Here is a 20,651-nt window from a genome sequence, read left to right as displayed (position 1 = left end):
CTCACAGCACCCCTCTGGCCAACATTAGGCCCAAAAACAACGCCCCGATCGAGAGGCCAACAGACAAAGCAACATAAAGCGCCGCTTGCCCCAAATCTCCGCGTTCCACCAATGTCGCCGTCTCCAGAGAGAAGGCCGAAAACGTGGTGAACCCGCCCAAAACACCGGTCATCACAAACGGCGACAGATGGGTCAGCCCGCGATGGGCGGCAACAACAACAAATACCCCCATCAAAAAGGAGCCCAGCACATTGACGCTCAGCACCCCCAACGGAAAGCCAAGCCCGCCAAAGGCGCGGGTGATCCACACGCCTGCCAAAAACCGGAACGATGCGCCAATCGCGCCGCCCAGCGCCACATATGCCACTGTTGAAACCATAAGGCCGGTCAGTCGCGCAGGCAGGCCCAGATGTCAAGTTTTGCCTGCTCTGCGCCACACACATGACGGCGCGGCAGGGCGACCCTCTTTCATCTTTTGCCAAATACTTCCGCCGGAGGCCGCGCCCCAAAGGGGCGCCTTATCCCTCGCTGCGCTGCGCGCGTAGACGTTCGAAATACTCCAGCCGCTTTTTCAACTCACGCTCAAAGCCGCGCTCCACCGGTTTGTACAACTCGGGCCGTTCCATCCCATCGGGGAAATAGTTCTGCCCGGAAAACCCATCCTCGGCATTGTGGTCATAGGCATAGCCCGCACCATAGCCCTGATCTTCCATCAGCTGGGTCGGCGCATTCAGGATATGTTTGGGCGGCGGCGCGCTGCCGGATTGTTTCGCCAACCGCCGCGCCGCCTTATAGGCCATGTAATGGGCGTTGGTCTTGGGCGCGAGCGCCAAATAGACCACGGCTTGTGCCAACGCCAACTCCCCTTCCGGGCTGCCAAGGCGTTCATAGGTTTCCCAACTTTGCAGACAGACCGCCTGCGCCTGCGGGTCCGCCAGAGCGATGTCCTCCACCGCCATTCGGGTCAGGCGACGGGCCAGATACCGCGGGTCTTCCCCGCCTTCCAGCATCCGCGCAAACCAATACAGTGCGGCATCCGGGTCTGAACCGCGCACCGATTTATGCAGAGCCGAGATCAGATTGTAATGTTCATCACCGGATTTGTCGTATTTCGCCGCCCGTTTCATCAAGCGGCTCGACAGTTCTTCACGCCCCAGATCCGCGGCCGTGCGCCATGCAGCAACCTGTTCAATTAGATTAAGCAGCGCCCGCCCATCGCCATCTGCCATCGCGAGCAAAGCGCTGCGTGCATCTACAGTCAGCGGCAGGGCGCGGCCCAGTTCCGCCTCGGCGCGTAGGGTCAGATCTTCCAGATCACCCGTATCCAACCGCTCCAACACCAGAACCTGCGAGCGGGACAACACCGCCGCGTTCAGCTCGAAACTGGGATTTTCGGTGGTGGCCCCCACCAACAGGATGGTGCCGTCTTCCATATGTGGCAGGAACCCGTCCTGCTGCGCCTTGTTGAACCGGTGGATCTCATCCACGAACAACAGCGTGCCCTGCCCGTTCTGGCGGCGGATCTTGGCGGCCTCGAACACTTTGCGCAGCTCTGGCACGCCGGTGAATATAGCCGAGATCTGGACAAAATGCAGATCCGTCTCATCCGCCAGGAGCCGTGCGATGGTGGTCTTGCCCACACCGGGCGGCCCCCAAAAGATCAGCGACGACAGGGAGCCGGATGCGAGCATCACGCCCAAAGGTGCCTCTGGCCCCAACACCTGCGTCTGACCGATCACCTCATCCAGAGATTTCGGCCGCAAACGGTCCGCCAATGGGCGCGGCGGCTCGGGCCGGTCACGTTCAGGGATCCCTTCGGGGGGTGGGTTGTCAAACAGGTCTGCCATTGCGCACCATCATGGATCAGAGTCGGAAGCGAAGCACAACCCGTTGTCCACGGCGCATCAGTTCAACCTGCATCCAACGGGTCTTTTCCCGCAGCGCCCGGTCCACGTCCTTGGGGCGTTCAATCCCCTTTCCGTTGACCTGCACCAGAATGTCGCCGACCTGAATACCCGCGCGCGCCGCATAAGGACCCGGTGCCGTCACCACCACACCTGTCGCGGAAAAGGGCAAGCCCATACCGCTGACAACGGCTGGATTAATTCGCGCGATCTCTAACCCGGGAAAGACAGTGCGGTCCGCTAGCACCAATGCCTCGGCCGGGGGATCATTAGGGGCTGGCAGCAGCGCAACCTCAACCTCTTCGGCGACGCCATCCCGCACGCGGGTGAAGATGGCCGTCTGACCCAACCCAGCAACGCTCATACGAAACACCATTTCAGGAGGCGAATTCACCGGTTCGCCGTCCACCTGTGTCACCACATCACCCACCTGAAATCCTGCACGCATAAACGGGCTTTGCGGGTGCAGGTCGGAAATCATCATACCTTCCACCAGACCCAGACCCAGGCTTTCGGCAAGGTCCGCATCCATCGGCTGACCACTCATCCCCGCCCAGGGCCGTTGAAATGCCTCGGCACCGTCTTGGGCCTGACGAACAAATTCGCGCACCAGATTGGCGGGAATGGCAAAACCAATGCCGTTGGAGCCGCCAGACCGGCTGAGGATCCGCGTGTTGATCCCGATCAGATCACCGTTCACGTCGATCAAGGCACCGCCCGAGTTGCCCGGGTTAATCGGCGCATCGGTCTGGATGTAATAGCCGCGTCCAGCCCCCGTCGCAGTGCCGGATCGCGCAAGGCCCGAGATGATGCCCGAACTCACCGTCTGACCGACGCCAAAGGGGTTGCCGATCGCCAGCGCCAGCTCGCCCACCTCAACCCGGTCGCTGTCGCGCAGGGTCAAAAACGGCAGGTCTTCTGCATCATCCAACTGCAGGATCGCCAGATCCGAGGCCTCATCCGCCAGCACCACCCGCGCGTTGAACTCGCGCCGATCGGTGGTCACCACCCGAATTTCCGAAGCCGTGCCGACCACATGGTAATTCGACACCACATAGCCATCCGCCGACAGGATCACGCCAGACCCAAGCGAGTTCTGCACCCGTGGGCGGCGCTGTTGGCCAAACCCGCGAAACAGATCATCAAAAAACGGATCATTCATAAAGGGCGAGCGCACCTGCGTCTCGGTGATGATCTTGGCATAGATATTGACCACGGCCGGCGCGGCTTCCTTGACCAGCGGCGCAAATCCCAATGCAATCTCGGCCTGCGAGGCCGGCACCTGGGTCTCAGACCAAACAGGCGCAACACCTGCCAGAACAACGGCCAAGGCGGTCAAACACTTACGCAACATCACAGCTCCCCTAATATCGTGGCCCCAGATATGCTAAGCGCCGCGCCTGAATGCAAGGGGGAGACCCCGCAGCCTTTCCCAACAAAAAGAGCGCGCTTGTCAAAGCGCGCCCAAGGTGCCCCGGCTTACTAGGGGGGAGAAAAAACGTAGATCCACCTGATCCCTTACCCCGCCAGACGTGACACGGCGGCGCGGCGGGTGCGGACGGCTTGGGCCAGTTTGCGCAGCTCAACCTCGGTCGCGTCCCAGCCGATGCAGCCGTCGGTGATGGATTGGCCATAGGTCAGCTGCGACAGGTCGCCGTCTTTGGGCAGATCCTGACGTCCGGCCACCAGATGGCTTTCAACCATCACACCAGTAATGCGGGTATCACCGGCTGCGATCTGACCGCCAACATCCGCCAGAACTTCGGGCTGTTTCTCAGGGTCCTTGCTGGAATTCGCATGGCTTGCATCGATCATCACATGGCCGCGGATCCCGTCCTTTTCCGCGCGGCGACAGGTGGCATCCACCGAATCCGCGTCGAAATTGGTACCGCCGCCGCCGCGCAGGATCACATGGCAATCGGGGTTGCCTGCGGTGCCGCCAATCGCTGCCCGGCCAGAGGGCGCAAGCGCCATGAAATGATGCGGACGTGCCGCCGAACGCACAGCGTCAATTGCGATCTGTACATTGCCGCGGGTGCCGTTCTTGAACCCCACAGGGCACGAAAGGCCCGAAGCCATCTCACGGTGGATCTGGCTTTCGGTGGTGCGCGCGCCAATCGCGGCCCAAGCGATCAGATCGGCGATGTATTGCGGCACATGCGCGTCCAGGAATTCGGTTCCGACCGGCAGGCCCAAAGCGTTGATATCCTGGCACAATTGACGGGCGCGGTGCAGACCCAGATTGATGCGGAAGCTCTCATCCATGCCGGGATCGTTGATCATCCCCTTCCAGCCGCCAATGGTGCGTGGTTTCTCGAAGTAGACGCGCATAACGATCTCAAGCGCGTCGCCCAACTCGGCCCGCATCGGCGCCAGACGGCGGGCGTATTCCATCGCCGCCGGCACATCGTGGATCGAGCACGGCCCCGCCACAACCACCAACCGGTCATCGCGTCCATGCAGCACGTTTTGAATGGCGCGGCGGCTGTCGATCACCGTGGTCAAAGCGGGCGGCGTCGCGGGGATTGCTTCGGCCAACTCCTGGGGGGAGGCCAGTTCTTTCATCTTGGTGATCCGCAGATCCTGGGTTTGCTGTGTCATGTCGGGGCGTCCTTATTTCAGTGTGCGGAGCCTCGGGGACCTTGGGGCGGAAAACAAAAAAACCGCCTGCGGGTGCGAGGCGGTTTAGTGTGGATGTTGCGTTCTCTCTTAGGGTTTTAGAACGCGACAGATCCTCCGACCGCCATGTGGCGCGGATAATAAAAATACCAGAAGGTGGCGAAGGTCTGTGTCATGCCCGTGACGCTAGCGGAGATTCGCGGATCTGTCGACAGGAAATTTATCGTTTAAAATCAGCACCCCTTACGCGGTCGACTTGCCGCGCGTCTGGCTGATGTCGAAATTCCAGGCAATCAGCATATTGGTCACCGCTGCCCCCAGGAACGATACAATCAACAAATTCCACGGTAGAACAAAGGCCGCACCGAGGAAAATCGCCGCATCCACACACAGCTGAAACCACCCGGCCTTGAACCCGGTTTTCTGCTCCACCACCAGCGCCAGAATTGTGCCGCCGCCAGCGGATGCCTTGTGGCGGAACAGGGCGATCACCCCGATGCTGCCACAGGCGCCGCCAACGGCCGCAGCAATGATCGGCTCCAGACTGTCAAAGGTAATGAACCGCGCGAGTTGTGGCGCCAAAAGCGAGATCCCGACCACGGCGGCAATGGTGCGCAGGGTAAAACCCGGTCCGCGTTTGAACCAGGCCAGAACAAAAAACGGCAGGCTGACCAACAGGAACAACGCGCCAAAATTGAGGTTGGCCACATAGGACAAGAGCAGCGCCAAACCAGCCAATTGCCCGGTCACTAGCCCCGCAGATTTGAGGAACAGCATCGCCAGGGAACACATTAAAACGCCAAAGGAGATGCCTTGGACATCGTAAAACGAAATCGGAGAACGCATGATATGCCTCATGTTGAAACAGGAAGTCGGTGGGGGATAGGAGTAGGCTCTAGGTCTCTCCAAAGTGTTGACTTGTCAACAGTTGTCGGTGCTTTTCACCAATTATGCCGCAGATTTCCGCACGGCGCGCCTCAGGAACCGGCGTTGTCTTCGACCAACGGCCCGCCGCTGCGCGCCTGTCGGATGTCGAAATTCCAGATGATGATCAGGTTCATCAACCCCGCCGCCACAAAGGAGTAAAACACTTGCCCCGGCGCCAGAACAAAACAGGCCGCCAAAAAGATCAGAGCGTCGACGCCCAACTGCACCCAACCGGCTTTGATCCCGGTCTTCTCTTCAATCACCAGCGACAGGATCGACAGCCCGCCAGCGGATGCATTGTGGCGAAAGACCGAGAGCACACCGATGCCAATCAAGATGCCCCCCAACAGCGCCGCTAGGGGGCGTCCGTGGTCGGCGATCATCACCACACGGCCCAAGGCCTCCACCGCGAGGGAGATGCCGATGACAACGATCAACGTGCGAAATGTGAACACCCGCCCGCGCCTGCGCCAGGCCAGCACCAGAAACGGCGCGCTGACGGCAAAGAAAGTCACGCCAAAGTCCCAGGGCAAGACATAGGATAACAGCAAGGCAAGGCCTGCCGCCTGCCCAGTAACCAAACCGGCCGATGTCAGAAATATGATCCCAAGCGAACAGAGGATGATGCCAATCGTAAGCCCCTGTACGTCAAAAATTCCACGTTGCGCGGTCATGGCTGATCCTTTGGAGGAGGAGGATTAGGTCAGCATTGTTGATATTTACTTACCGGGCAGCGGTGGAGAGCTCAAGTGCCACTCTGATATATTCACGCAAGAATGTTTGTCAGAGGCCATGCTGCTGTTTAATTCAGCGCGCCGTTAAGACACGAAAGCCCCGCCTGGATGTCAGACGGGGCATATCGCGCGGCTCTTTGCGGGCAACTAGAACAGTCCAAACCGTTTTTTCTTTTGCGTCTTGCCGGGGCTCGCATTCAAATCGACGCCGCAACTTTGGAAGAACGCGCAGACCTCAGGGGTCAGCATACCGCGCCCACTGGCATATTGAGGCAGGTCAAAACCGCCGCCATAGTTCAGTTCAACCACCACCGGCCCGTCGGGTGTAATCGCGATATCGGTGCTTTGATAACGGATCGGTGCAAAGATCCGGGCGGCGCGTTCGTTCAACGCCCTCAGTTCTGACCAGAAAGGCAATTGCAGCCCCATCAACCCCGCCACTGTCGGATGGTCCTCCAGGAACTCTGTCTCTACCCCGCGCAGGGCCACGGTTTGGATGCGGCCCGTTTCTGGATCAATGTCGCAAGCCAGATTGCCCGGACGCCAAAACGCATCTGCGATATTGTCGCCCTGCGGTAGCTTGATCACGGCCATCGGGCAGAACACATCGTCTGCACGCACCATATTGACCATCCGAACAGTGGCCAAAGCCGAGGTATACGGCGCAAAGTCTGCGTGATTATTCAGACGGCGCTGAACAACATAGGCGTTGTTGCCCACAAACTCCGACAGGAAGCTGCCATAGCTCATTGGCGGATGTCCGACACAGGCTATCTCGGTCTCAGTCCACGCATCGATCCGAAACGCACCGAAACTGACCATACCGTCGATGATTTTGCAAAAGAGCCCCTCGCCCACGTATTTGCCCAGCATGGCGCGCAGCGCGTCTTCGGTGTTGATCACCTCAAGCCCCGGAAACAGGCGGGGGGTTTTGCCCAGAATGGCAACACTCTGCGGCACGGCCACGCCTCCGGCCTGCAAGAGCGTTGCCGCCACCAACTTGTCCTCGGCAGTGCCTGCCCAGGCTTGATTGTTGCAGGTATGGGTGATGGGCCAATGCAGGTCGTTGGAGATAAAACGGCTGCGTTCTTCCCCGCTGTGGCGGGCCATATCATACAGGCCGTTGCGGATGTATTCGACCATGTTCAACCGGCTAGGCGGGCGCGCCATCGCCATGAATTCTTTTTGAATCTTAAAGGCCGACTGGCCGGTTTTTCGTGCCGCATAGGCCAACAGCTCCTTTGGGGAGCTGTCACGGGCTTGTAAATAGGCGGACTGGTCTGTTTCGGCCATCGACATGGGGCAACCTCTTAAACGGGATCAAAGCAACGGTTTCGATTACTCGAATTTCAGAAACAGATTGACCCGAAATTGAGGACAAACTGTGACGTGTCATAGCAAAAAACAGGGCAAAAATCATAGCAAACGGGCAATCCAAACACGAAAAACCCCCACTCGGTCGAACCGAACGGGGGTCAAAGGTGACCTAGAAAAGGTCAGCGTCTTTATTCGTCAGCAGCAACTTCTTCTGCAGCCAGGCGGGCTTTGTCGCCTGCGCCTTTGGCGTCCAGATCGCGGTCAACGAATTCGATGATCGCCATCGGTGCCATGTCGCCATAGCGGAAGCCTGCTTTCAGGATACGGACATAGCCGCCCTGACGGTCTTTGTAGCGCGGGCCAAGAATCTCGAACAGTTTCTCAACATACTGTTCCTGCTTCAGCTTGGACGCGGCCTGGCGACGTGCGTGCAGATCGCCACGCTTTGCCAGAGTGATCATCTTTTCGATGATCGGGCGCAGTTCTTTTGCTTTGGGCAGGGTTGTTTTGATTTGCTCGTGCTCGATCAGCGAGCCGGCCATGTTGGAAAACAGGGCTTTACGGTGCTCATGAGTACGGTTCAGGCGGCGGTAACCACGTGCGTGACGCATTGTCTAAATCCTTATCTTGCGTTTTTGCTTTGTCAGGCAGCTGATGCGTGTCAGCCACTCACCTTGGGGCAGATGCCCATATTGTCCCCGGCCAACCCCGGGAATTTGTGAAGGGGGCCATTGGCCCCCCTCGGATTGGATTAGAAGCTGTCTTCGAACTTCTTGGCCAGATCTTCGATATTGTCCGGCGGCCAGTCCTCGACGTCCATGCCAAGGTGCAGACCCATACCCGACAGCACTTCTTTGATTTCGTTCAAAGATTTGCGGCCAAAATTCGGGGTGCGCAGCATTTCTGCTTCGGTCTTTTGGATCAAATCGCCAATGTAGACGATGTTGTCGTTCTTCAGACAGTTTGCCGAACGGACAGACAGTTCCAGCTCGTCCACCTTCTTGAGCAGAAGCGGGTTGAACTCGAGACCATCGTCTTCGTCCTGGCGGCCAGCAGATTCAGGTTCGTCAAAGTTGACGAAGATCGACAGCTGGTCCTGAACGATACGCGCAGCAAACGCCAGCGCATCATCCGGAGAGATGGAACCATCGGTTTCCAACTTCAGTGTCAGCTTGTCATAGTCCAGAACCTGGCCTTCACGGGTCGGTTGAACGTCATAAGAGACCTTCTTGACCGGTGAATAGATCGCGTCGATCGGGATCAGACCGATAGGCGCATCTTCTGGCTTGTTCTTGTCGGCAGAGACATAACCTTTGCCGGTGTTTACGGTCAATTCCATGAACAAATCCGCACCATCATCCAGGTGGCAGATTACGTGTTCACGGTTCAGAACCTCAATGCCAGCGGTTTCGGCGATGTCACCTGCGGTCACAACGGCCGGGCCTTTGGCAGAAATCGACAGGCGCTTGGGCCCTTCAACTTCCATCCGCAGGGAAACCTGCTTGAGGTTCAAGATAATGTCGGTCACGTCTTCACGGACCCCAGCAACGCTGGAGAATTCATGCAGAACGTTGTCGATCTGTACGCTTGTGATAGCAGCACCTTGCAGGCTGCTCATCAGTACGCGACGCAGCGCGTTGCCAAGCGTCAGACCAAAGCCGCGTTCCAGCGGTTCGGCGACGATCGTGGCTTGACGTGCGGGGTCGTTGCCTGGCTTAATTTCAAGCTGCATCGGCTTGATAAGCTCTGCCCAGTTCTTATGGATCATGCATTCCCTCCATTCCTGTCCACCCCCCATGTCCCAATAGGGGCGGACGCCCGAGGTTTATGTGAAGCGCGTCAGGGCCCCGCAAAACGCAGGACCCCAACAGGTTGTTATAATTATTATACGCGACGGCGTTTCGGCGGGCGGCAGCCGTTGTGGGCCATCGGGGTTACATCACGGATCGAGGTGATGTTGAAACCGATTGCCGCCAGGGCGCGCAGTGCCGATTCACGTCCAGAGCCAGGGCCCTGCACTTCGACTTCCAGGGTTTTAACACCGTGTTCCTGCGCTTTTTTGCCTGCATCTTCTGCAGCCATCTGCGCGGCGTAAGGTGTAGATTTCCGCGAACCTTTGAAGCCCATCGAACCAGCCGAGGACCAAGAGATTGCGTTACCCTGAACGTCAGAGATCAGAATTCTGGTGTTGTTGAACGAAGAGTTCACGTGAGCAACACCGGTGGCGATGTTCTTACGTTCTTTGCGCTTTGCGCGAGTCTTTTCACGAGCCATTGGTCGAACCCTCCCTTACTTCTTCTTACCAGCGATGGCCTTTGCGGGGCCTTTGCGGGTACGAGCGTTGGTGTGAGTACGCTGACCGCGAACGGGCAGATTACGGCGGTGACGCAGGCCACGGTAGCAGCCCAGGTCCATCAAACGTTTGATGTTCATCTGAACTTCACGACGCAGGTCGCCTTCTACGGTGTAGTTGGCGTCGATGTGCTCGCGGATGGCAAGAACTTCAGCGTCGGACAGCTCGTTTACACGGCGCGTTGCGTCGATGTTAACGGCTTCGCAGATAGCTTTGGCAGAAGTGTTACCAATACCGGTGATATATGTGAGGGCGATTGGTACCCGCTTTGCAGTCGGGATGTTTACGCCGGCGATACGTGCCACGTTATACGTTCCTTTTTCAGTTGCGGTTCCGTAGCTCCAGAACCTTTTTTCACAACATAAGCCCGAATGCGTCCTGCGTCCGGGCCTAACGAATCTCTGCTGGCTCTCCAAATGGATCCGAGTTGCCAGATCAAGATGATTCTCATTGAGGAATTCTGCTTAGGAGGTTCCGGATAGCCCGTCAAGGGCGAACTCTCCAGTGGGTTTTTTGAACCCAAAATCCCCAGATCGCAACTCATTTACCGATAGAACTGCTCACAAAGTGACATCACTTTCGAAAACATGAATGTGACGCCAATTAACGTCGGTTTTTCATTGAGCCGCAACACAACTTGCAGTAGTTCTACTCGACAGTAAGTAAGCTAACGAAGTTTTCTCGGTCCAACGGACGGTATTTAAGTGATTAGGTCGTTTTTCAAAGCAAAAGCACGATTTCCGATATTTTCGGTCAGTGACTTAGAGATTATGCGCACGGCAATGCGAAACAATGAGCGAGACGGTATTACCGGATATCTGCTGCGCGATAACAATACCTATTTGAATGTCGTCGAAGGGCCAACCGCGGCCGTAGAAGCCATGCTGCGCCGGGTGGCCAAGGATTCGCGCGCTTTTGATTTTCAGATTTTCTCATTGATGCCGACGCAGGAACGGCAGTACCCGGCCTGGTGCATGGGCTATCATGAACACGCAGAAAGCCAGGTTAAAGCCTGCCCCATAAATACATTTTTAGCGACGCCAGCGGCCCAGTCGGTGGGGCCGGTGTTGGAGGCGATGCAGATGTTGGGTTTGCGCCAAATTAGCAATGACCGGCGCGTAACGCAGCGCACAGCCAGCTCGTGACACTGATTTGATCGCACGGAACCGGCTGAAGGCGTGATGGGTCGCCGGAAAATCAAGGCATAAAGGTAAAGAATTGCCTATTGACAGGGCTTTGCGCATGAATTGCGGCACATGAATAGATTTAGCGTTACAGTAATGCGCAGTATCATATCTATAGTTGGTTCCAATGTTCTTTCGCCTTTTGTACCGGGCAAAGGCGAACTACCCGCCTTTTACCTTTCACGATCTGGAAATTCTGCGCACAGCATTTGCCCGAAACCCGAAGCTGGGCATCACCGGATTTCTGCTGCGCGGCGAGACAGAGTACTTTCAAATCCTGGAAGGTCCACGTGGGCAGGTCGAAACTCTGGCGGACAGTATTCGGGCTGATGGCCGGGTCTATTGCTATATTCCCATTTGGTCCGGCCCGGTTGACGTGCGGTTGTTTGGCCCTTGGACGATGGGGTTCCATGTCTTTGACAACCACGGCGATGGGCTGTTGCAACGTCTGTCCCGGCTCACAGACGACACGCCAACGTCCTTTAAACAGCAGGCCATTCGCGATGTGGCGCAATTGGCTTTGGACGAACACAAAAGGGCCGCCAATGGCAGCCCTTGATCGCAGTCAAACATGACGCTTTGGTTTATTTACCCAAAATCCAGGCGATAGATTTCTGTACATCGTCGATGGAGGCAAGCCCATCAATCCGCTGCAGCGTGCCTTTGGCGTAGTAGTAGCCGATCAGCGGTGAGGTCTTTTTGTAGTATTCCATCAGACGGGTTTTGAGGCTTTCCTCATTGTCGTCTGCGCGGCGCTTGACCTCGGTTGAGCCACAGTTGGAGCACGCCCCGTCTGCAGGCCAAGGTTTGGTGACATCATGATAGACCTCACCACAGCCACCACAGGTCGAACGGCCGGTGACACGCGCAACCAGCGCCTCGTCGTCGACTTGCATTTCGACCACGGCGTCCAGCTTGAGCTCCATTTCCAACAGCAGCTTTTGCAGCGCATCTGCCTGCGGCAGGGTGCGTGGGAAACCGTCAAAGATGAAACCGCCCTCAGAGCCTACCAGAAGCTTTTCGCGGATCAGCCCGATGACGATCTGGTCGGTGACCAGTTTGCCTTCGGCCATGATCGCGGCAACTTTCTTGCCCATTTCGGTCCCAGAGGACTGCGCATCCCGCAACATATCGCCAGTGCTCAGCTGCGTCATACCGCGCGTTTCAACCAGGTGACGCGCCTGCGTCCCCTTGCCCGCACCGGGCGGGCCCAAGAGAATAATGTTTGTCATCGACGTGCTGGTCCCCGTCTAGTCCGTTTTTTGTTTCGCCCACGCAGCTGGCTTTTCTCAATCAGCCCTTCGTATTGATGCGCCAGCAGATGGCTCTGCACCTGTTGGATCGTGTCCATAGTTACCGAAACTACGATCAGAACCGAAGTGCCACCAAAGTAGAACGGAATTGTAAACTGACTACGCAAAATCTCTGGCAAGAGACACACAATGGCCAGATAGGCGGAGCCCAGAACCAGAACACGGTTCACAACATATTCGAGATACTCAGCGGTCTTTGCACCAGGGCGGATGCCGGGCACAAAACCGTTCTGGTTCTTCAGATTATTCGCCACATCCTCGGGCTTAAACGCCACGTTGAAGGTGTAGAAATACGCAAAGAACACGATCATCGACACAAAGAACAGCAGGTACAGCGGCTGACCGGGGCCAAAGTTCGCCAGAAGCCAGGACATCACCGGACCCGTCGCCGCATCGGTTGAGAAGGTCGCGATTGTGGTCGGCAGCAACAGCAGCGAAGAGGCAAAGATCGCCGGGATAACGCCTGCTGGGTTCACTTTGACTGGCAAGTGCGAAGACCCACCGTCATAGACTTTCATGCCCACCTGACGGCGCGGATACTGGATATGGATCTTGCGCAGGGCACGTTCCATAAAGACCACGAACATGATGATCCCAACGACCATCAAGATGACCCCAACAATCACAGCCGGGCTCAGCGCGCCGGAGCGGCCAGAGGCAAAGAACTGTGCCAGCGCCGAGGGAACTTCGGCGATAATACCCACAAAGATGATCAGCGAGATACCGTTTCCGATGCCGCGGTTGGTGATTTGCTCACCCAGCCACATCAGGAACATGGTGCCGCCCACCAGGGTAATCATACAGGCAAGGCGGAAATACATCCCCGGATCAAAGGCGAGATCGCCCGATTCCAACGATACGGCCAGGCCATAGGCCTGAACGGTGGCCAGGGCCACGGTGCCGTAGCGGGTATATTGGTTGATTTTCTTACGACCCTGCTCGCCCTCTTTCTTGAGCTGCTCAAGCGCGGGGACCATGGAGGTCAACAACTGCACAATAATCGAGGCCGAGATGTAAGGCATAATGCCAAGGGCAAAGATCCCCATCCGTCCCAGCGCGCCGCCGGTGAACATGGAAACCATGCCGCCGATGCCCGCGCCTGCGGATTCCATAAATTGACGCAGGGCCGTTGCGTCGATGCCGGGGACCGGAATGAATGTGCCGAGGCGGTAAACAATCAAAAGGCCAATGGTGAACAGGATGCGATTACGCAGATCTGTGGCCTTGCCCAAGGCGGCCCAGCTGGTGTTCGCCGCCATTTGTTCAGCTGCTGATACCATGAAATTGGTCTCTTCTTGCAAAAACGCCGCCCAGAACCATTTCCCGGCTCGGACGGCGTGATGGAAAACTCAATGCCCTATGTAAGCGGCATTAACGCCGCTAACAAGGTCATAAGCCGGTTCACTCGGCCGCAGCCACGGTTGCTACAGTCAGAGCACCGCCAGCTTTTTCAACAGCCTCAACAGCAGCTTTGGAAGCGCCGGTGACCGAGATGGTTGCTTTTGCGGTGATTTCACCTTTGGCGAGGACGCGTACACCGTCCAGCTTGCGACGGATCAGACCGGATTCGATCAGAGTGTCTTCGGTGACGTTTGCAGCGTCCAGCTTGCCCGCGTCGATGAATTTCTGGATCAGGCCCAGGTTCACAACGGCAAAAGACTTGCGGTTCGGTTTGTTAAAGCCACGCTTTGGCAAACGTTGGTACAAAGGCATTTGGCCGCCTTCGTAGCCGTTGATCGAAACACCCGAACGGGATTTCTGACCTTTGATACCACGGCCACCCATTTTACCTTTGCCAGAACCAGGACCACGGCCCACACGGGTCCGTTTCTTGGTGGCGCCGGGATTGTCGCGCAATTCATTCAGTTTCATATCGCTTCTCCATTGCCGGATGTGACCCTTAGAAGCGTACCCAGGTCAACCACGGCTTTTCTTGCTTGTTGATTCTGCGGTGTCGGGACACCACCGGGGGCGTATAGACGGGATGCGGGATTGGATCAAGGTCTGTGGGTTGCAAAGATATTTGACTGATTGTTCGGCCCCGCTCATGATGGACCCCTATTTCCAGAAAAGTGCTTTATGATGCATTCACTTGAAAAGCTTCAGACAGCCTGGGGCACACAGGGTTACTCGCCCACACAGGTGCCCGACGCGGACTTGGCTGCGCTTGAACAGGCTATGAATTTCGGTTTTCCCAAGAGTTATCGCGGTCAGGTGGTTGCCTTCGGCCTTCCGCGAATCAAGACAAAGCTTTGGGACTGGCTGACAGATCGCGAAGATACTGCAATTGCACGATATGGATTCACCCTGGCTTTGATGTTCAAGCCCTCGCCACCGCATCTGAGTAATTTTTTTACACCGAACGAGATACAGGAAGCACTATCTTGGCGCGATCTTGGTCTGCCAGAGCATCTATTGCCCTTTGCCTATGACAGTTCTGGAAATTTGTTTTGCTTCGTCCTGACTATTCTAGGCGCGTCACCCGGCGCACAATCACCGGTCTATTACTGAGATCACGATTTTCAGGACGTCAGTAAGCTGGCGAAGACGTTTGATCGTTTTGTCAGCCTTTACCTGCCGCGGGGCGCATGGCTGTGACCCGCGACGCCCTCTGGGAGCGCGCGGTCTGTTCCGGTGATGCTGTGCCGTTGATCCGAAGCGCTGTTAATAATGGGAGGCGGCGCCGCCGGGTGGATGGTGGGATGGGGTCAACCATCGCAAAAGACGTCTTTTGACATCCCGACGTGCCAAACCGGGATCCGTATCCGATGACCGGGGGTGTCAGGCCCGGTCGATGTTCATGAACACGCCTACCCTAGTCGTGGCACTTTAATACTTGGAAAAGCCTGCGCGCGCATAGGACGCAACGGGTGGTTCGCGCATCTCCTGCACTAGGCTCAACGCGTTTTCCTTGCACTGACAACACACACACCAGTTTGAGTGACTGGCCAGATCCTGCGTCGGCTCGGCGGTGTACCAGACACCATCAATGCCAATGCGCAGACATTGCGAACAGCGCGTCAGGTCATTTGCGGCATAGGACACCAGTTGTGGTGGCGAGGCATTGCGGCGCTCCGGATCGTGGGCAACCAAAAGCCCGCCCTGCTGCAACGGTTCAATACGCATGCGGAAATGCGAATTTTCGCCTATCCCGTCCAGTTGATACGGCAATGTGATGTCTCTCCGCTTGCTGCGCGCCAGAAAGAACATCGCTCGCAGGAACCTTTGCGTCTCATCCCCGACCACAAACTCCCAAATCGGCCTGTACCGAATGGCTTCAAACATATTGCCCGGAACATTCGCGGCTGCCGACAACGCATCCCAATTGTTGCTGACCGCCACAAACCGGTCATTCACGTCTAACTCATACCACATAATGGCCTCTCCCAATCCAAGTGTAGATTTACACGGATTTCGAGAGCTGCAAATAGTACCGAAGTTGTTTAATGTGTAAATTGTGCAATTTATGGCTGTTTTACTTATTTACCAACCAGTTTTCAACGACTTAAGCGCCGCAGGATGGTCAAAAAGAAACGCCCTAGCGATGAACCAGGGCGCATATGCCAAAGCTTGTTTTGGCAGACGTATATAAGGTCAGCGCTAAGGCGCACGTTTATCCCGTTTCTACAGGTCTTAACCTTTGAGTGCAGCGTGTTCACGTGCGATAGCTGTGACGTCAGAGCGGCGAATTCCGATGTCATCCAACTCGCGATTGGTGAGCGACTGCAGCTCACGACGCACTTCGTTATAGATGCGCCGCTTTGCGATAAAAGCGGAGATCTGATCGGCAACAGCTTGAAAACGAGAAACTGGAGCAGCGGTGTTTGCATTAAAGATTGCAGTGGTCATTGTGACTTACCTTTCGTTTCAGGCCCGGACCCGTTCCGGCGCCTCGCGTCAGGCTCCCTAACTGACATTTACAATGTAGCCGTCACCTCTAGCGCTAACAATTGTCACTTCGGACTGCCCGTTATGCACCTGCAGCATAGTTAAGTACACGCTTTTTTCACTTTCGCAGGGGGCGCCAATAGTCAGGGTGGTTCAGCTCAAGTCACTCGGCTCTCATTTGATCGGACCATGTGCCCAAGATGTTCCGACGATTCTTCAAATGCGCCCTAAATGATACTTTCAAACCGCGCCAAGTCGCGATAAATCACACACACGACGTTCGATTTACCCATGTTCTGCAGCCTGCCCATTGCCTGGTTGCTTCCAACGCGCGAATTAGCAGTTCAGATAGAAAACTGCCTAAAGAATACACATTTCAAAAAAATGAAATGGTTAGCGCAAAACCATGGGAACAATCTATTGCCTTTCCCCTAGATTATTTCTACAAGCTGGCTAAATCGGGCGGTTTTACGGCCGTATTGCGAGAAATTTGTGACATATTCGGTTTTTGAGTTATTTCCCGCCACTATTAACGATGCCCCAACGCAAAGCAGAGTCCGCTTTGCGACTACGTATTTTTATGAAGCCCCTTTACGATAGAATTTAAAAAAGATAATTGAATACTGTTATAAGTGAAAACAGCGCAGATTCGCGCTAACTTGTAATCAATTTGTTGAGTTTGCTTGGGGGCAAAAAAATGACGATTATCACTTCAGACAACGGCGACAACATCATCGTCGGCAACAACGACGACTCCGCTGTAAATGGCGCGGGCGGCAACGACGTAATCCTGGGTGCTGGTGGAGACGACTACTCCAAAGGCGGCACAGGTAACGACTTCGTCAAAGGCGGCACAGGCGATGATACCCTGTCCGGCGGCGAAGGCAACGACACTCTGTCCGGCGGTGACGGCGGCGACAAACTGGCGGGCGGCGAAGGCAATGACCGTCTGGCTGGCGGTAACGGAGAAGACACGCTGTACGGCGGCGAAGGCAACAACAAGCTCTTCGGTGGCGCAGACGCAGACACATTTGTGTTCGGCGACGAAAGCACCGGCGACAACCGCATCATGGACTTCGACATCCTCGAAGACATCATCCGCCTGGAAGACGGTATCTCCGTTCTGGAAATCACCGACACAGCAAAAGGTGCAGTCATCGAACTGGACACCGGCGGAGAAATCCTGGTTGCAGACGTAACCGCGTCCGACCTGGAAGCATTGTTCGCCTAAGCGACACTGTTGCACAGAATGTGCGATGCGAGCCCCTCCTTGAACAAAGGGGGGGCTTAAATTTTGCCTATAACTGACGCTTGCAGCGCCGCAGAAAGGCGCGTATTTCAGCACCGATCGCGCTGGCGTGATAATTCTTCGGCAGATGTCTTAATTTCGTCAGCTTAGCCCGTTAACCCGCATAACGCGGCCCGTTTTACGCTCTATATTGGCTCCAGAATCAGTTTTCCCGGTGCCGGTCACGTTAACCCAGGTCTCTTTTTTACGATGACGACCATATCAAAGCGTTTTGCAACATATGTCTAACCCGAACCACGCCCTCGCCTATCGGCCGGAAATTGATGGCATGCGTGCTATCGCTGTTGTGTCGGTCATGATCTACCACCTCAAGATCTCGATCGGCGACACGACGCTGCTCAAAGGTGGGTTCCTTGGCGTTGACCTGTTCTTTGTCCTGTCGGGTTTCTTGATCACCCAGATTTTGATCCGCGAGTTCAACACCTCGGGTTCAATCAGCATCAGCCAGTTCTATTGGCGGCGGGCCAAACGGATTTTGCCGCCCTTGTTGGCCGTGATGCTGGTCTCACTGCCAGCCGCCTGGATCATCCTGCTGCCAAGCGAGTTGGAACGGTTCTCCCTATCACTGTTGAGCGCGCTTGCCTTTATCAGCAATGCGTTCTGGTTCTTTGAGTTGAGCGAATACGGGGCGCAATCCGGCCTATTGCAACCGTTTCTGCACACTTGGAGCCTGGCGATCGAAGAACAGTATTACATTGTTTTTCCACCACTTTTGATCCTGTTGATGCGCCGTTGGTCGCTGCGGTCTGCGCTATGGGTCATGGTTGCCGCCGCGTTGATCTCGCTCGTTGCCTCGGAAGTGCTGACCGAACTTCATTCGTCCTTGTCCTTTTATTCGCCAACCAGCCGAGCTTGGGAATTGTTGGCCGGCTCCATTCTGGCTGCACTGACCCTTTTGAACCCAACGGCGTTGCTTGGCGGCGTGTTGCAACGGATTGTGCCCGCCCTGTCGCTGGTGGTGTTTTTCGCCTGTCTGCTGACCTTTGATCTGGCCAAGCTGCCACATCCGGGCATTCTGACCCTGCCCGTTATCCTGGCCACCTGCGGTATGATCTGGTTCATGAAGCCCGGCGATCCGGTGACGGATGTGCTCGCATCGCGGCCTGTGGTCTATATCGGCAAACTGTCTTATTCGCTGTATCTGTGGCATTTCCCGGTCTTTGCCTTTGGCCGGTTGACCACACTCGGCTCGCCGCCGTTGTCTGACATGGTGCTTTGGGTTTTGGTGACCTTTGTCCTGTCGATCGCCAGCTATTATCTGGTGGAAAAACCGTTCCGGTTCAACGTGGCGCCGAAACGGTTTGCTCTGGCGCTCTGTGCTGCGCTGTTGCCGATTGTTGGGGGCATGGCCTTGATCGCCACCGGGAGCCTGTCGCAGACCGGTCGTATGCAGGCCCTCGCCGCGCTGTATGGTCAAAACGAGATGGACAATACCGTTCTGGCCAAGGCGACCTGGGGTCCGCTGGATGTGTTGACCCCGGATGAGGAGATCGGATCCTGGAACGCGCTGCGCCCATCAAACCATGAAAAAACCGGCCTTTGGTTCAAACGCGATGACAGCCGCAAGATGCTGATCATTGGCGACAGCCATTCCAAAGACCTGTTTAACGCGGTCACTTCAAACAGCGATCTGTTCCCGGAGTTTGAATTCGCGCGCTTCAATCTGCATCGCAAATCCCTGCAGGAAGATCTGGCGACCTTGGTCCAGACGCCGAATTTTGCGGCAGCGGATGTGGTAGTCATCGCTCCGCGATACTACCGTGAATACAAAGGGGCCGTGACCACGATCCTGGCTGCGGTCAAACCAAGTGGCAAAGATGTGGTCTTGCTGGGCCCGACAGCTGAATTTGACGTTGGCGGTGCACAGCCATTGTTTGATTGGTATCTGCAAAAAAGTGGTGCTGATGCCAATCTGGCCGATTTGAACGCGCTTGCCCCCAAGTTTGAGGACCCAGGCGTGAAACTGCGCGAAGAGACATTGCGCGAGATGGCCACGGAAGCACAGGTCACATTCTATTCGCGCCGGGACTTGATGTGCTCTTCCGCGCCAAAGTCCTGCACGGTTGTGACACCGGATGGGCTAAAGGCGATGTATGATGACACCCATTGGACGCTGGCGGGCGCAAAACTGTTTGGACAACGCGCCGCCGAAGCCGGATGGTTTTCGACCGAGCTGACGAATTTGACCCCAACCCAATAGAGCGTAACACCTGCGCGCCCCGCCGTTGGCGGGCGCAGGTTTTGAATAGTACAGGAACTACCACATGGCACGTAAAGCCCCGTTCAAAGAGCGTCTGACCCGACGGTTGTCCATTCTGGAGGGGCGCACACGCCGGACACTCCCCAACGCGGGGCCAAAACATCCGAGCGTGTATTTTCACATGCCCAAATGTGGTGGCACCTCCCTGTCTGAGGCCATGTACGCCACGGTGCCGTTCAATCATCGCATTGGGGTGATGGACGCGGTGTCGACTCGCCGCGCCGCCGCTATCAAACATTTCGGCAAGGACGACGCCTTTTTGTGCCATGAAGATATCGAAGCTGGTCAGCTGACATTTGATATGCGCGAAGACATGTTGTTGCAGCATATGGCCTGGGACACCAAGTTGATCCATGGTCACTGCCTCTGGTCTGAGAAGGCACATGAGTATTTTGGTGATACCTATAAATACGTGACCCTGATGCGGGACCCTGTTGCGCGTATGATCTCCAACTTCCGGATGACCCAACGGGCCGGTTTGGTGGGCAAGGACGTCGACGAATATCTGGAAAGCGACATCGCCCGCCGCCACGCGCAGGTGTTCCTACGCTACCTTTATGGTAAGAACGATATCGCCGCTGAGGACACGCAAACCGCAACAGAAACAGCAAAAGAGCGCCTGTCGTACTTTGCCTTGGTGGGCTTTCTTGACAACACGGACGCGTTCTTCGCAAGCTACAAGGACATCTTTGGTGTGACGTTGCGCATGGCAAAGCTGAATGCCGCGCCCAGCAAAAAGCCGGATTACACTGAAACGCAGCTTGACCGGTTCCGCGCGCTTTGTGCGCCTGATCTGGAGATCTTTGAATTTGCGAAGACCCTTAACCCGTGAATGTCGCCCTC

General features: G+C 56.2%; 22 protein-coding genes. 6 read left to right on the top strand and 16 right to left on the bottom strand.

The genetic code is table 11. From position 1 onward, the window contains the following. Window position 1 precedes the first annotated feature (1 nt). From crcB to rpsM, 11 genes are all read right to left on the bottom strand, one after another. Entirely contained in the window at window positions 2–379 is a 378-nt protein-coding gene (gene crcB, locus KMP13_RS19190; RefSeq protein WP_215267620.1) for a fluoride efflux transporter CrcB, read from the bottom strand. Between the two features lie 139 nt (window positions 380–518). Next, window positions 519–1,847, bottom strand: coding sequence for a replication-associated recombination protein A (locus KMP13_RS19185; RefSeq protein WP_215267618.1), 1,329 nt, complete (start codon window positions 1,845–1,847; stop codon window positions 519–521). Window positions 1,848–1,863: 16 nt separating this feature from the next. Beyond that, window positions 1,864–3,258: a trypsin-like peptidase domain-containing protein gene (locus tag KMP13_RS19180; protein ID WP_215267617.1), complete on the bottom strand. Its 1,395-nt coding sequence runs from the start codon at window positions 3,256–3,258 to the stop codon at window positions 1,864–1,866. 164 nt (window positions 3,259–3,422) lie between these two features. Next, a complete protein-coding gene (locus KMP13_RS19175; protein ID WP_215267615.1) occupies window positions 3,423–4,505 on the bottom strand; it encodes a 3-deoxy-7-phosphoheptulonate synthase in 1,083 nt (360 codons plus the stop codon). A gap of 261 nt (window positions 4,506–4,766) precedes the next feature. Beyond that, the gene (locus KMP13_RS19170; protein WP_215267614.1) at window positions 4,767–5,369 is read right to left on the bottom strand and encodes a YitT family protein; all 603 of its coding nucleotides are present in this window, start codon (window positions 5,367–5,369) and stop codon (window positions 4,767–4,769) included. A gap of 131 nt (window positions 5,370–5,500) precedes the next feature. Further along, a complete protein-coding gene (locus KMP13_RS19165; RefSeq protein WP_215267612.1) occupies window positions 5,501–6,124 on the bottom strand; it encodes a YitT family protein in 624 nt (207 codons plus the stop codon). 207 nt (window positions 6,125–6,331) lie between these two features. Then, a complete protein-coding gene (locus KMP13_RS19160) occupies window positions 6,332–7,483 on the bottom strand; it encodes a sugar-transfer associated ATP-grasp domain-containing protein (RefSeq protein WP_215267610.1) in 1,152 nt (383 codons plus the stop codon). A 206-nt stretch (window positions 7,484–7,689) separates the two neighbouring features. Next, on the bottom strand, window positions 7,690–8,112 hold the full coding sequence (gene rplQ, locus KMP13_RS19155; RefSeq protein ID WP_215267609.1) for a 50S ribosomal protein L17: 423 nt from the start codon (window positions 8,110–8,112) through the stop codon (window positions 7,690–7,692). A gap of 140 nt (window positions 8,113–8,252) precedes the next feature. Continuing rightward, window positions 8,253–9,269, bottom strand: coding sequence for a DNA-directed RNA polymerase subunit alpha (locus KMP13_RS19150; RefSeq protein ID WP_215267608.1), 1,017 nt, complete (start codon window positions 9,267–9,269; stop codon window positions 8,253–8,255). 116 nt (window positions 9,270–9,385) lie between these two features. Beyond that, window positions 9,386–9,775 carry a 30S ribosomal protein S11 gene (gene rpsK, locus KMP13_RS19145; protein ID WP_215267606.1) on the bottom strand — a complete coding sequence of 130 codons (390 nt, stop codon included), beginning with the start codon at window positions 9,773–9,775 and terminating at the stop codon, window positions 9,386–9,388. A 15-nt stretch (window positions 9,776–9,790) separates the two neighbouring features. Further along, window positions 9,791–10,159 (bottom strand): 30S ribosomal protein S13, encoded by a 369-nt coding sequence (gene rpsM / locus KMP13_RS19140; RefSeq protein WP_215267605.1) that lies wholly within the window; start codon window positions 10,157–10,159, stop codon window positions 9,791–9,793. Window positions 10,160–10,624: 465 nt separating this feature from the next. Here rpsM and KMP13_RS19135 point away from each other — a divergent pair, with 465 nt between their 5' ends. Both KMP13_RS19135 and KMP13_RS19130 read left to right on the top strand, forming a co-directional pair. Next, a complete protein-coding gene (locus tag KMP13_RS19135) occupies window positions 10,625–10,999 on the top strand; it encodes a BLUF domain-containing protein (protein ID WP_285895571.1) in 375 nt (124 codons plus the stop codon). Window positions 11,000–11,165: 166 nt separating this feature from the next. Then, the gene (locus KMP13_RS19130; protein ID WP_215267603.1) at window positions 11,166–11,597 is read left to right on the top strand and encodes a BLUF domain-containing protein; all 432 of its coding nucleotides are present in this window, start codon (window positions 11,166–11,168) and stop codon (window positions 11,595–11,597) included. A gap of 25 nt (window positions 11,598–11,622) precedes the next feature. Here the strand turns inward: KMP13_RS19130 and KMP13_RS19125 are convergent, their stop codons facing one another. The 3 genes from KMP13_RS19125 to rplO all read right to left on the bottom strand — a co-directional run bounded on the left by KMP13_RS19125 (window position 11,623) and on the right by rplO (window position 14,223). Beyond that, window positions 11,623–12,270 carry an adenylate kinase gene (locus tag KMP13_RS19125; protein ID WP_215267602.1) on the bottom strand — a complete coding sequence of 216 codons (648 nt, stop codon included), beginning with the start codon at window positions 12,268–12,270 and terminating at the stop codon, window positions 11,623–11,625. Next, window positions 12,267–13,631, bottom strand: coding sequence for a preprotein translocase subunit SecY (secY, locus tag KMP13_RS19120; RefSeq protein WP_215267601.1), 1,365 nt, complete (start codon window positions 13,629–13,631; stop codon window positions 12,267–12,269). The genes KMP13_RS19125 and secY overlap by 4 nt, the downstream gene beginning before the upstream one ends. 121 nt (window positions 13,632–13,752) lie before the next feature. Then, the gene (gene rplO / locus KMP13_RS19115; RefSeq protein WP_215267599.1) at window positions 13,753–14,223 is read right to left on the bottom strand and encodes a 50S ribosomal protein L15; all 471 of its coding nucleotides are present in this window, start codon (window positions 14,221–14,223) and stop codon (window positions 13,753–13,755) included. Between the two features lie 207 nt (window positions 14,224–14,430). Between rplO and KMP13_RS19110 the strand changes: the two genes are divergently transcribed. Continuing rightward, window positions 14,431–14,862, top strand: coding sequence for an SMI1/KNR4 family protein (locus tag KMP13_RS19110; RefSeq protein WP_215267598.1), 432 nt, complete (start codon window positions 14,431–14,433; stop codon window positions 14,860–14,862). 318 nt (window positions 14,863–15,180) lie between these two features. On the opposite strand, the gene KMP13_RS19105 is transcribed toward KMP13_RS19110, so the two are convergent. Together KMP13_RS19105 and KMP13_RS19100 are read right to left on the bottom strand one after the other, a co-directional pair. Beyond that, complete coding sequence (locus KMP13_RS19105; RefSeq protein WP_215267597.1) at window positions 15,181–15,726, bottom strand: hypothetical protein; 546 nt, start codon at window positions 15,724–15,726, stop codon at window positions 15,181–15,183. Window positions 15,727–15,984: 258 nt separating this feature from the next. Beyond that, window positions 15,985–16,200: a DUF1127 domain-containing protein gene (locus KMP13_RS19100; protein ID WP_215267596.1), complete on the bottom strand. Its 216-nt coding sequence runs from the start codon at window positions 16,198–16,200 to the stop codon at window positions 15,985–15,987. 736 nt (window positions 16,201–16,936) lie between these two features. On the opposite strand from KMP13_RS19100, the gene KMP13_RS19095 reads away from it, so the two are divergent. The 3 genes from KMP13_RS19095 to KMP13_RS19085 all read left to right on the top strand — a co-directional run bounded on the left by KMP13_RS19095 (window position 16,937) and on the right by KMP13_RS19085 (window position 20,640). Further along, window positions 16,937–17,470 (top strand): calcium-binding protein, encoded by a 534-nt coding sequence (locus tag KMP13_RS19095; RefSeq protein ID WP_215267595.1) that lies wholly within the window; start codon window positions 16,937–16,939, stop codon window positions 17,468–17,470. A 298-nt stretch (window positions 17,471–17,768) separates the two neighbouring features. Next, window positions 17,769–19,748, top strand: coding sequence for an acyltransferase family protein (locus KMP13_RS19090; RefSeq protein ID WP_285895570.1), 1,980 nt, complete (start codon window positions 17,769–17,771; stop codon window positions 19,746–19,748). 64 nt (window positions 19,749–19,812) lie between these two features. Next, window positions 19,813–20,640 (top strand): sulfotransferase family 2 domain-containing protein, encoded by an 828-nt coding sequence (locus tag KMP13_RS19085; protein ID WP_215267592.1) that lies wholly within the window; start codon window positions 19,813–19,815, stop codon window positions 20,638–20,640. The last annotated feature ends 11 nt before the right edge of the window (window positions 20,641–20,651 follow it).

This window comes from Epibacterium ulvae (assembly GCF_018678075.1).
Lineage (GTDB): Bacteria > Pseudomonadota > Alphaproteobacteria > Rhodobacterales > Rhodobacteraceae > Epibacterium > Epibacterium ulvae_A.
Note: the sequence above shows the minus strand (reverse complement) of the source record. Positions and strands in the feature narration are given on the sequence as shown.

Excerpts from the sequence above, each read along its gene's own strand:
- KMP13_RS19175 (WP_215267615.1), bottom strand. The coding sequence starts at position 4,505 with ATGACACAGCAAACCCAGGATCTGCGGATCACCAAGATGAAAGAACTG.
- KMP13_RS19130 (WP_215267603.1), top strand. The coding sequence starts at position 11,166 with ATGTTCTTTCGCCTTTTGTACCGGGCAAAGGCGAACTACCCGCCTTTT.
- KMP13_RS19110 (WP_215267598.1), top strand. The coding sequence starts at position 14,431 with ATGATGCATTCACTTGAAAAGCTTCAGACAGCCTGGGGCACACAGGGT.
- crcB (WP_215267620.1), bottom strand. The coding sequence starts at position 379 with ATGGTTTCAACAGTGGCATATGTGGCGCTGGGCGGCGCGATTGGCGCA.
- KMP13_RS19180 (WP_215267617.1), bottom strand. The coding sequence starts at position 3,258 with ATGTTGCGTAAGTGTTTGACCGCCTTGGCCGTTGTTCTGGCAGGTGTT.
- KMP13_RS19150 (WP_215267608.1), bottom strand. The coding sequence starts at position 9,269 with ATGATCCATAAGAACTGGGCAGAGCTTATCAAGCCGATGCAGCTTGAA.
- secY (WP_215267601.1), bottom strand. The coding sequence starts at position 13,631 with ATGGTATCAGCAGCTGAACAAATGGCGGCGAACACCAGCTGGGCCGCC.
- rpsK (WP_215267606.1), bottom strand. The coding sequence starts at position 9,775 with ATGGCTCGTGAAAAGACTCGCGCAAAGCGCAAAGAACGTAAGAACATC.
- KMP13_RS19185 (WP_215267618.1), bottom strand. The coding sequence starts at position 1,847 with ATGGCAGACCTGTTTGACAACCCACCCCCCGAAGGGATCCCTGAACGT.
- KMP13_RS19090 (WP_285895570.1), top strand. The coding sequence starts at position 17,769 with ATGTCTAACCCGAACCACGCCCTCGCCTATCGGCCGGAAATTGATGGC.
- KMP13_RS19125 (WP_215267602.1), bottom strand. The coding sequence starts at position 12,270 with ATGACAAACATTATTCTCTTGGGCCCGCCCGGTGCGGGCAAGGGGACG.
- KMP13_RS19160 (WP_215267610.1), bottom strand. The coding sequence starts at position 7,483 with ATGTCGATGGCCGAAACAGACCAGTCCGCCTATTTACAAGCCCGTGAC.
- KMP13_RS19105 (WP_215267597.1), bottom strand. The coding sequence starts at position 15,726 with ATGTGGTATGAGTTAGACGTGAATGACCGGTTTGTGGCGGTCAGCAAC.
- KMP13_RS19165 (WP_215267612.1), bottom strand. The coding sequence starts at position 6,124 with ATGACCGCGCAACGTGGAATTTTTGACGTACAGGGGCTTACGATTGGC.
- KMP13_RS19095 (WP_215267595.1), top strand. The coding sequence starts at position 16,937 with ATGACGATTATCACTTCAGACAACGGCGACAACATCATCGTCGGCAAC.
- rplQ (WP_215267609.1), bottom strand. The coding sequence starts at position 8,112 with ATGCGTCACGCACGTGGTTACCGCCGCCTGAACCGTACTCATGAGCAC.
- KMP13_RS19135 (WP_285895571.1), top strand. The coding sequence starts at position 10,625 with ATGCGCACGGCAATGCGAAACAATGAGCGAGACGGTATTACCGGATAT.
- rplO (WP_215267599.1), bottom strand. The coding sequence starts at position 14,223 with ATGAAACTGAATGAATTGCGCGACAATCCCGGCGCCACCAAGAAACGG.
- KMP13_RS19085 (WP_215267592.1), top strand. The coding sequence starts at position 19,813 with ATGGCACGTAAAGCCCCGTTCAAAGAGCGTCTGACCCGACGGTTGTCC.
- KMP13_RS19170 (WP_215267614.1), bottom strand. The coding sequence starts at position 5,369 with ATGCGTTCTCCGATTTCGTTTTACGATGTCCAAGGCATCTCCTTTGGC.
- KMP13_RS19100 (WP_215267596.1), bottom strand. The coding sequence starts at position 16,200 with ATGACCACTGCAATCTTTAATGCAAACACCGCTGCTCCAGTTTCTCGT.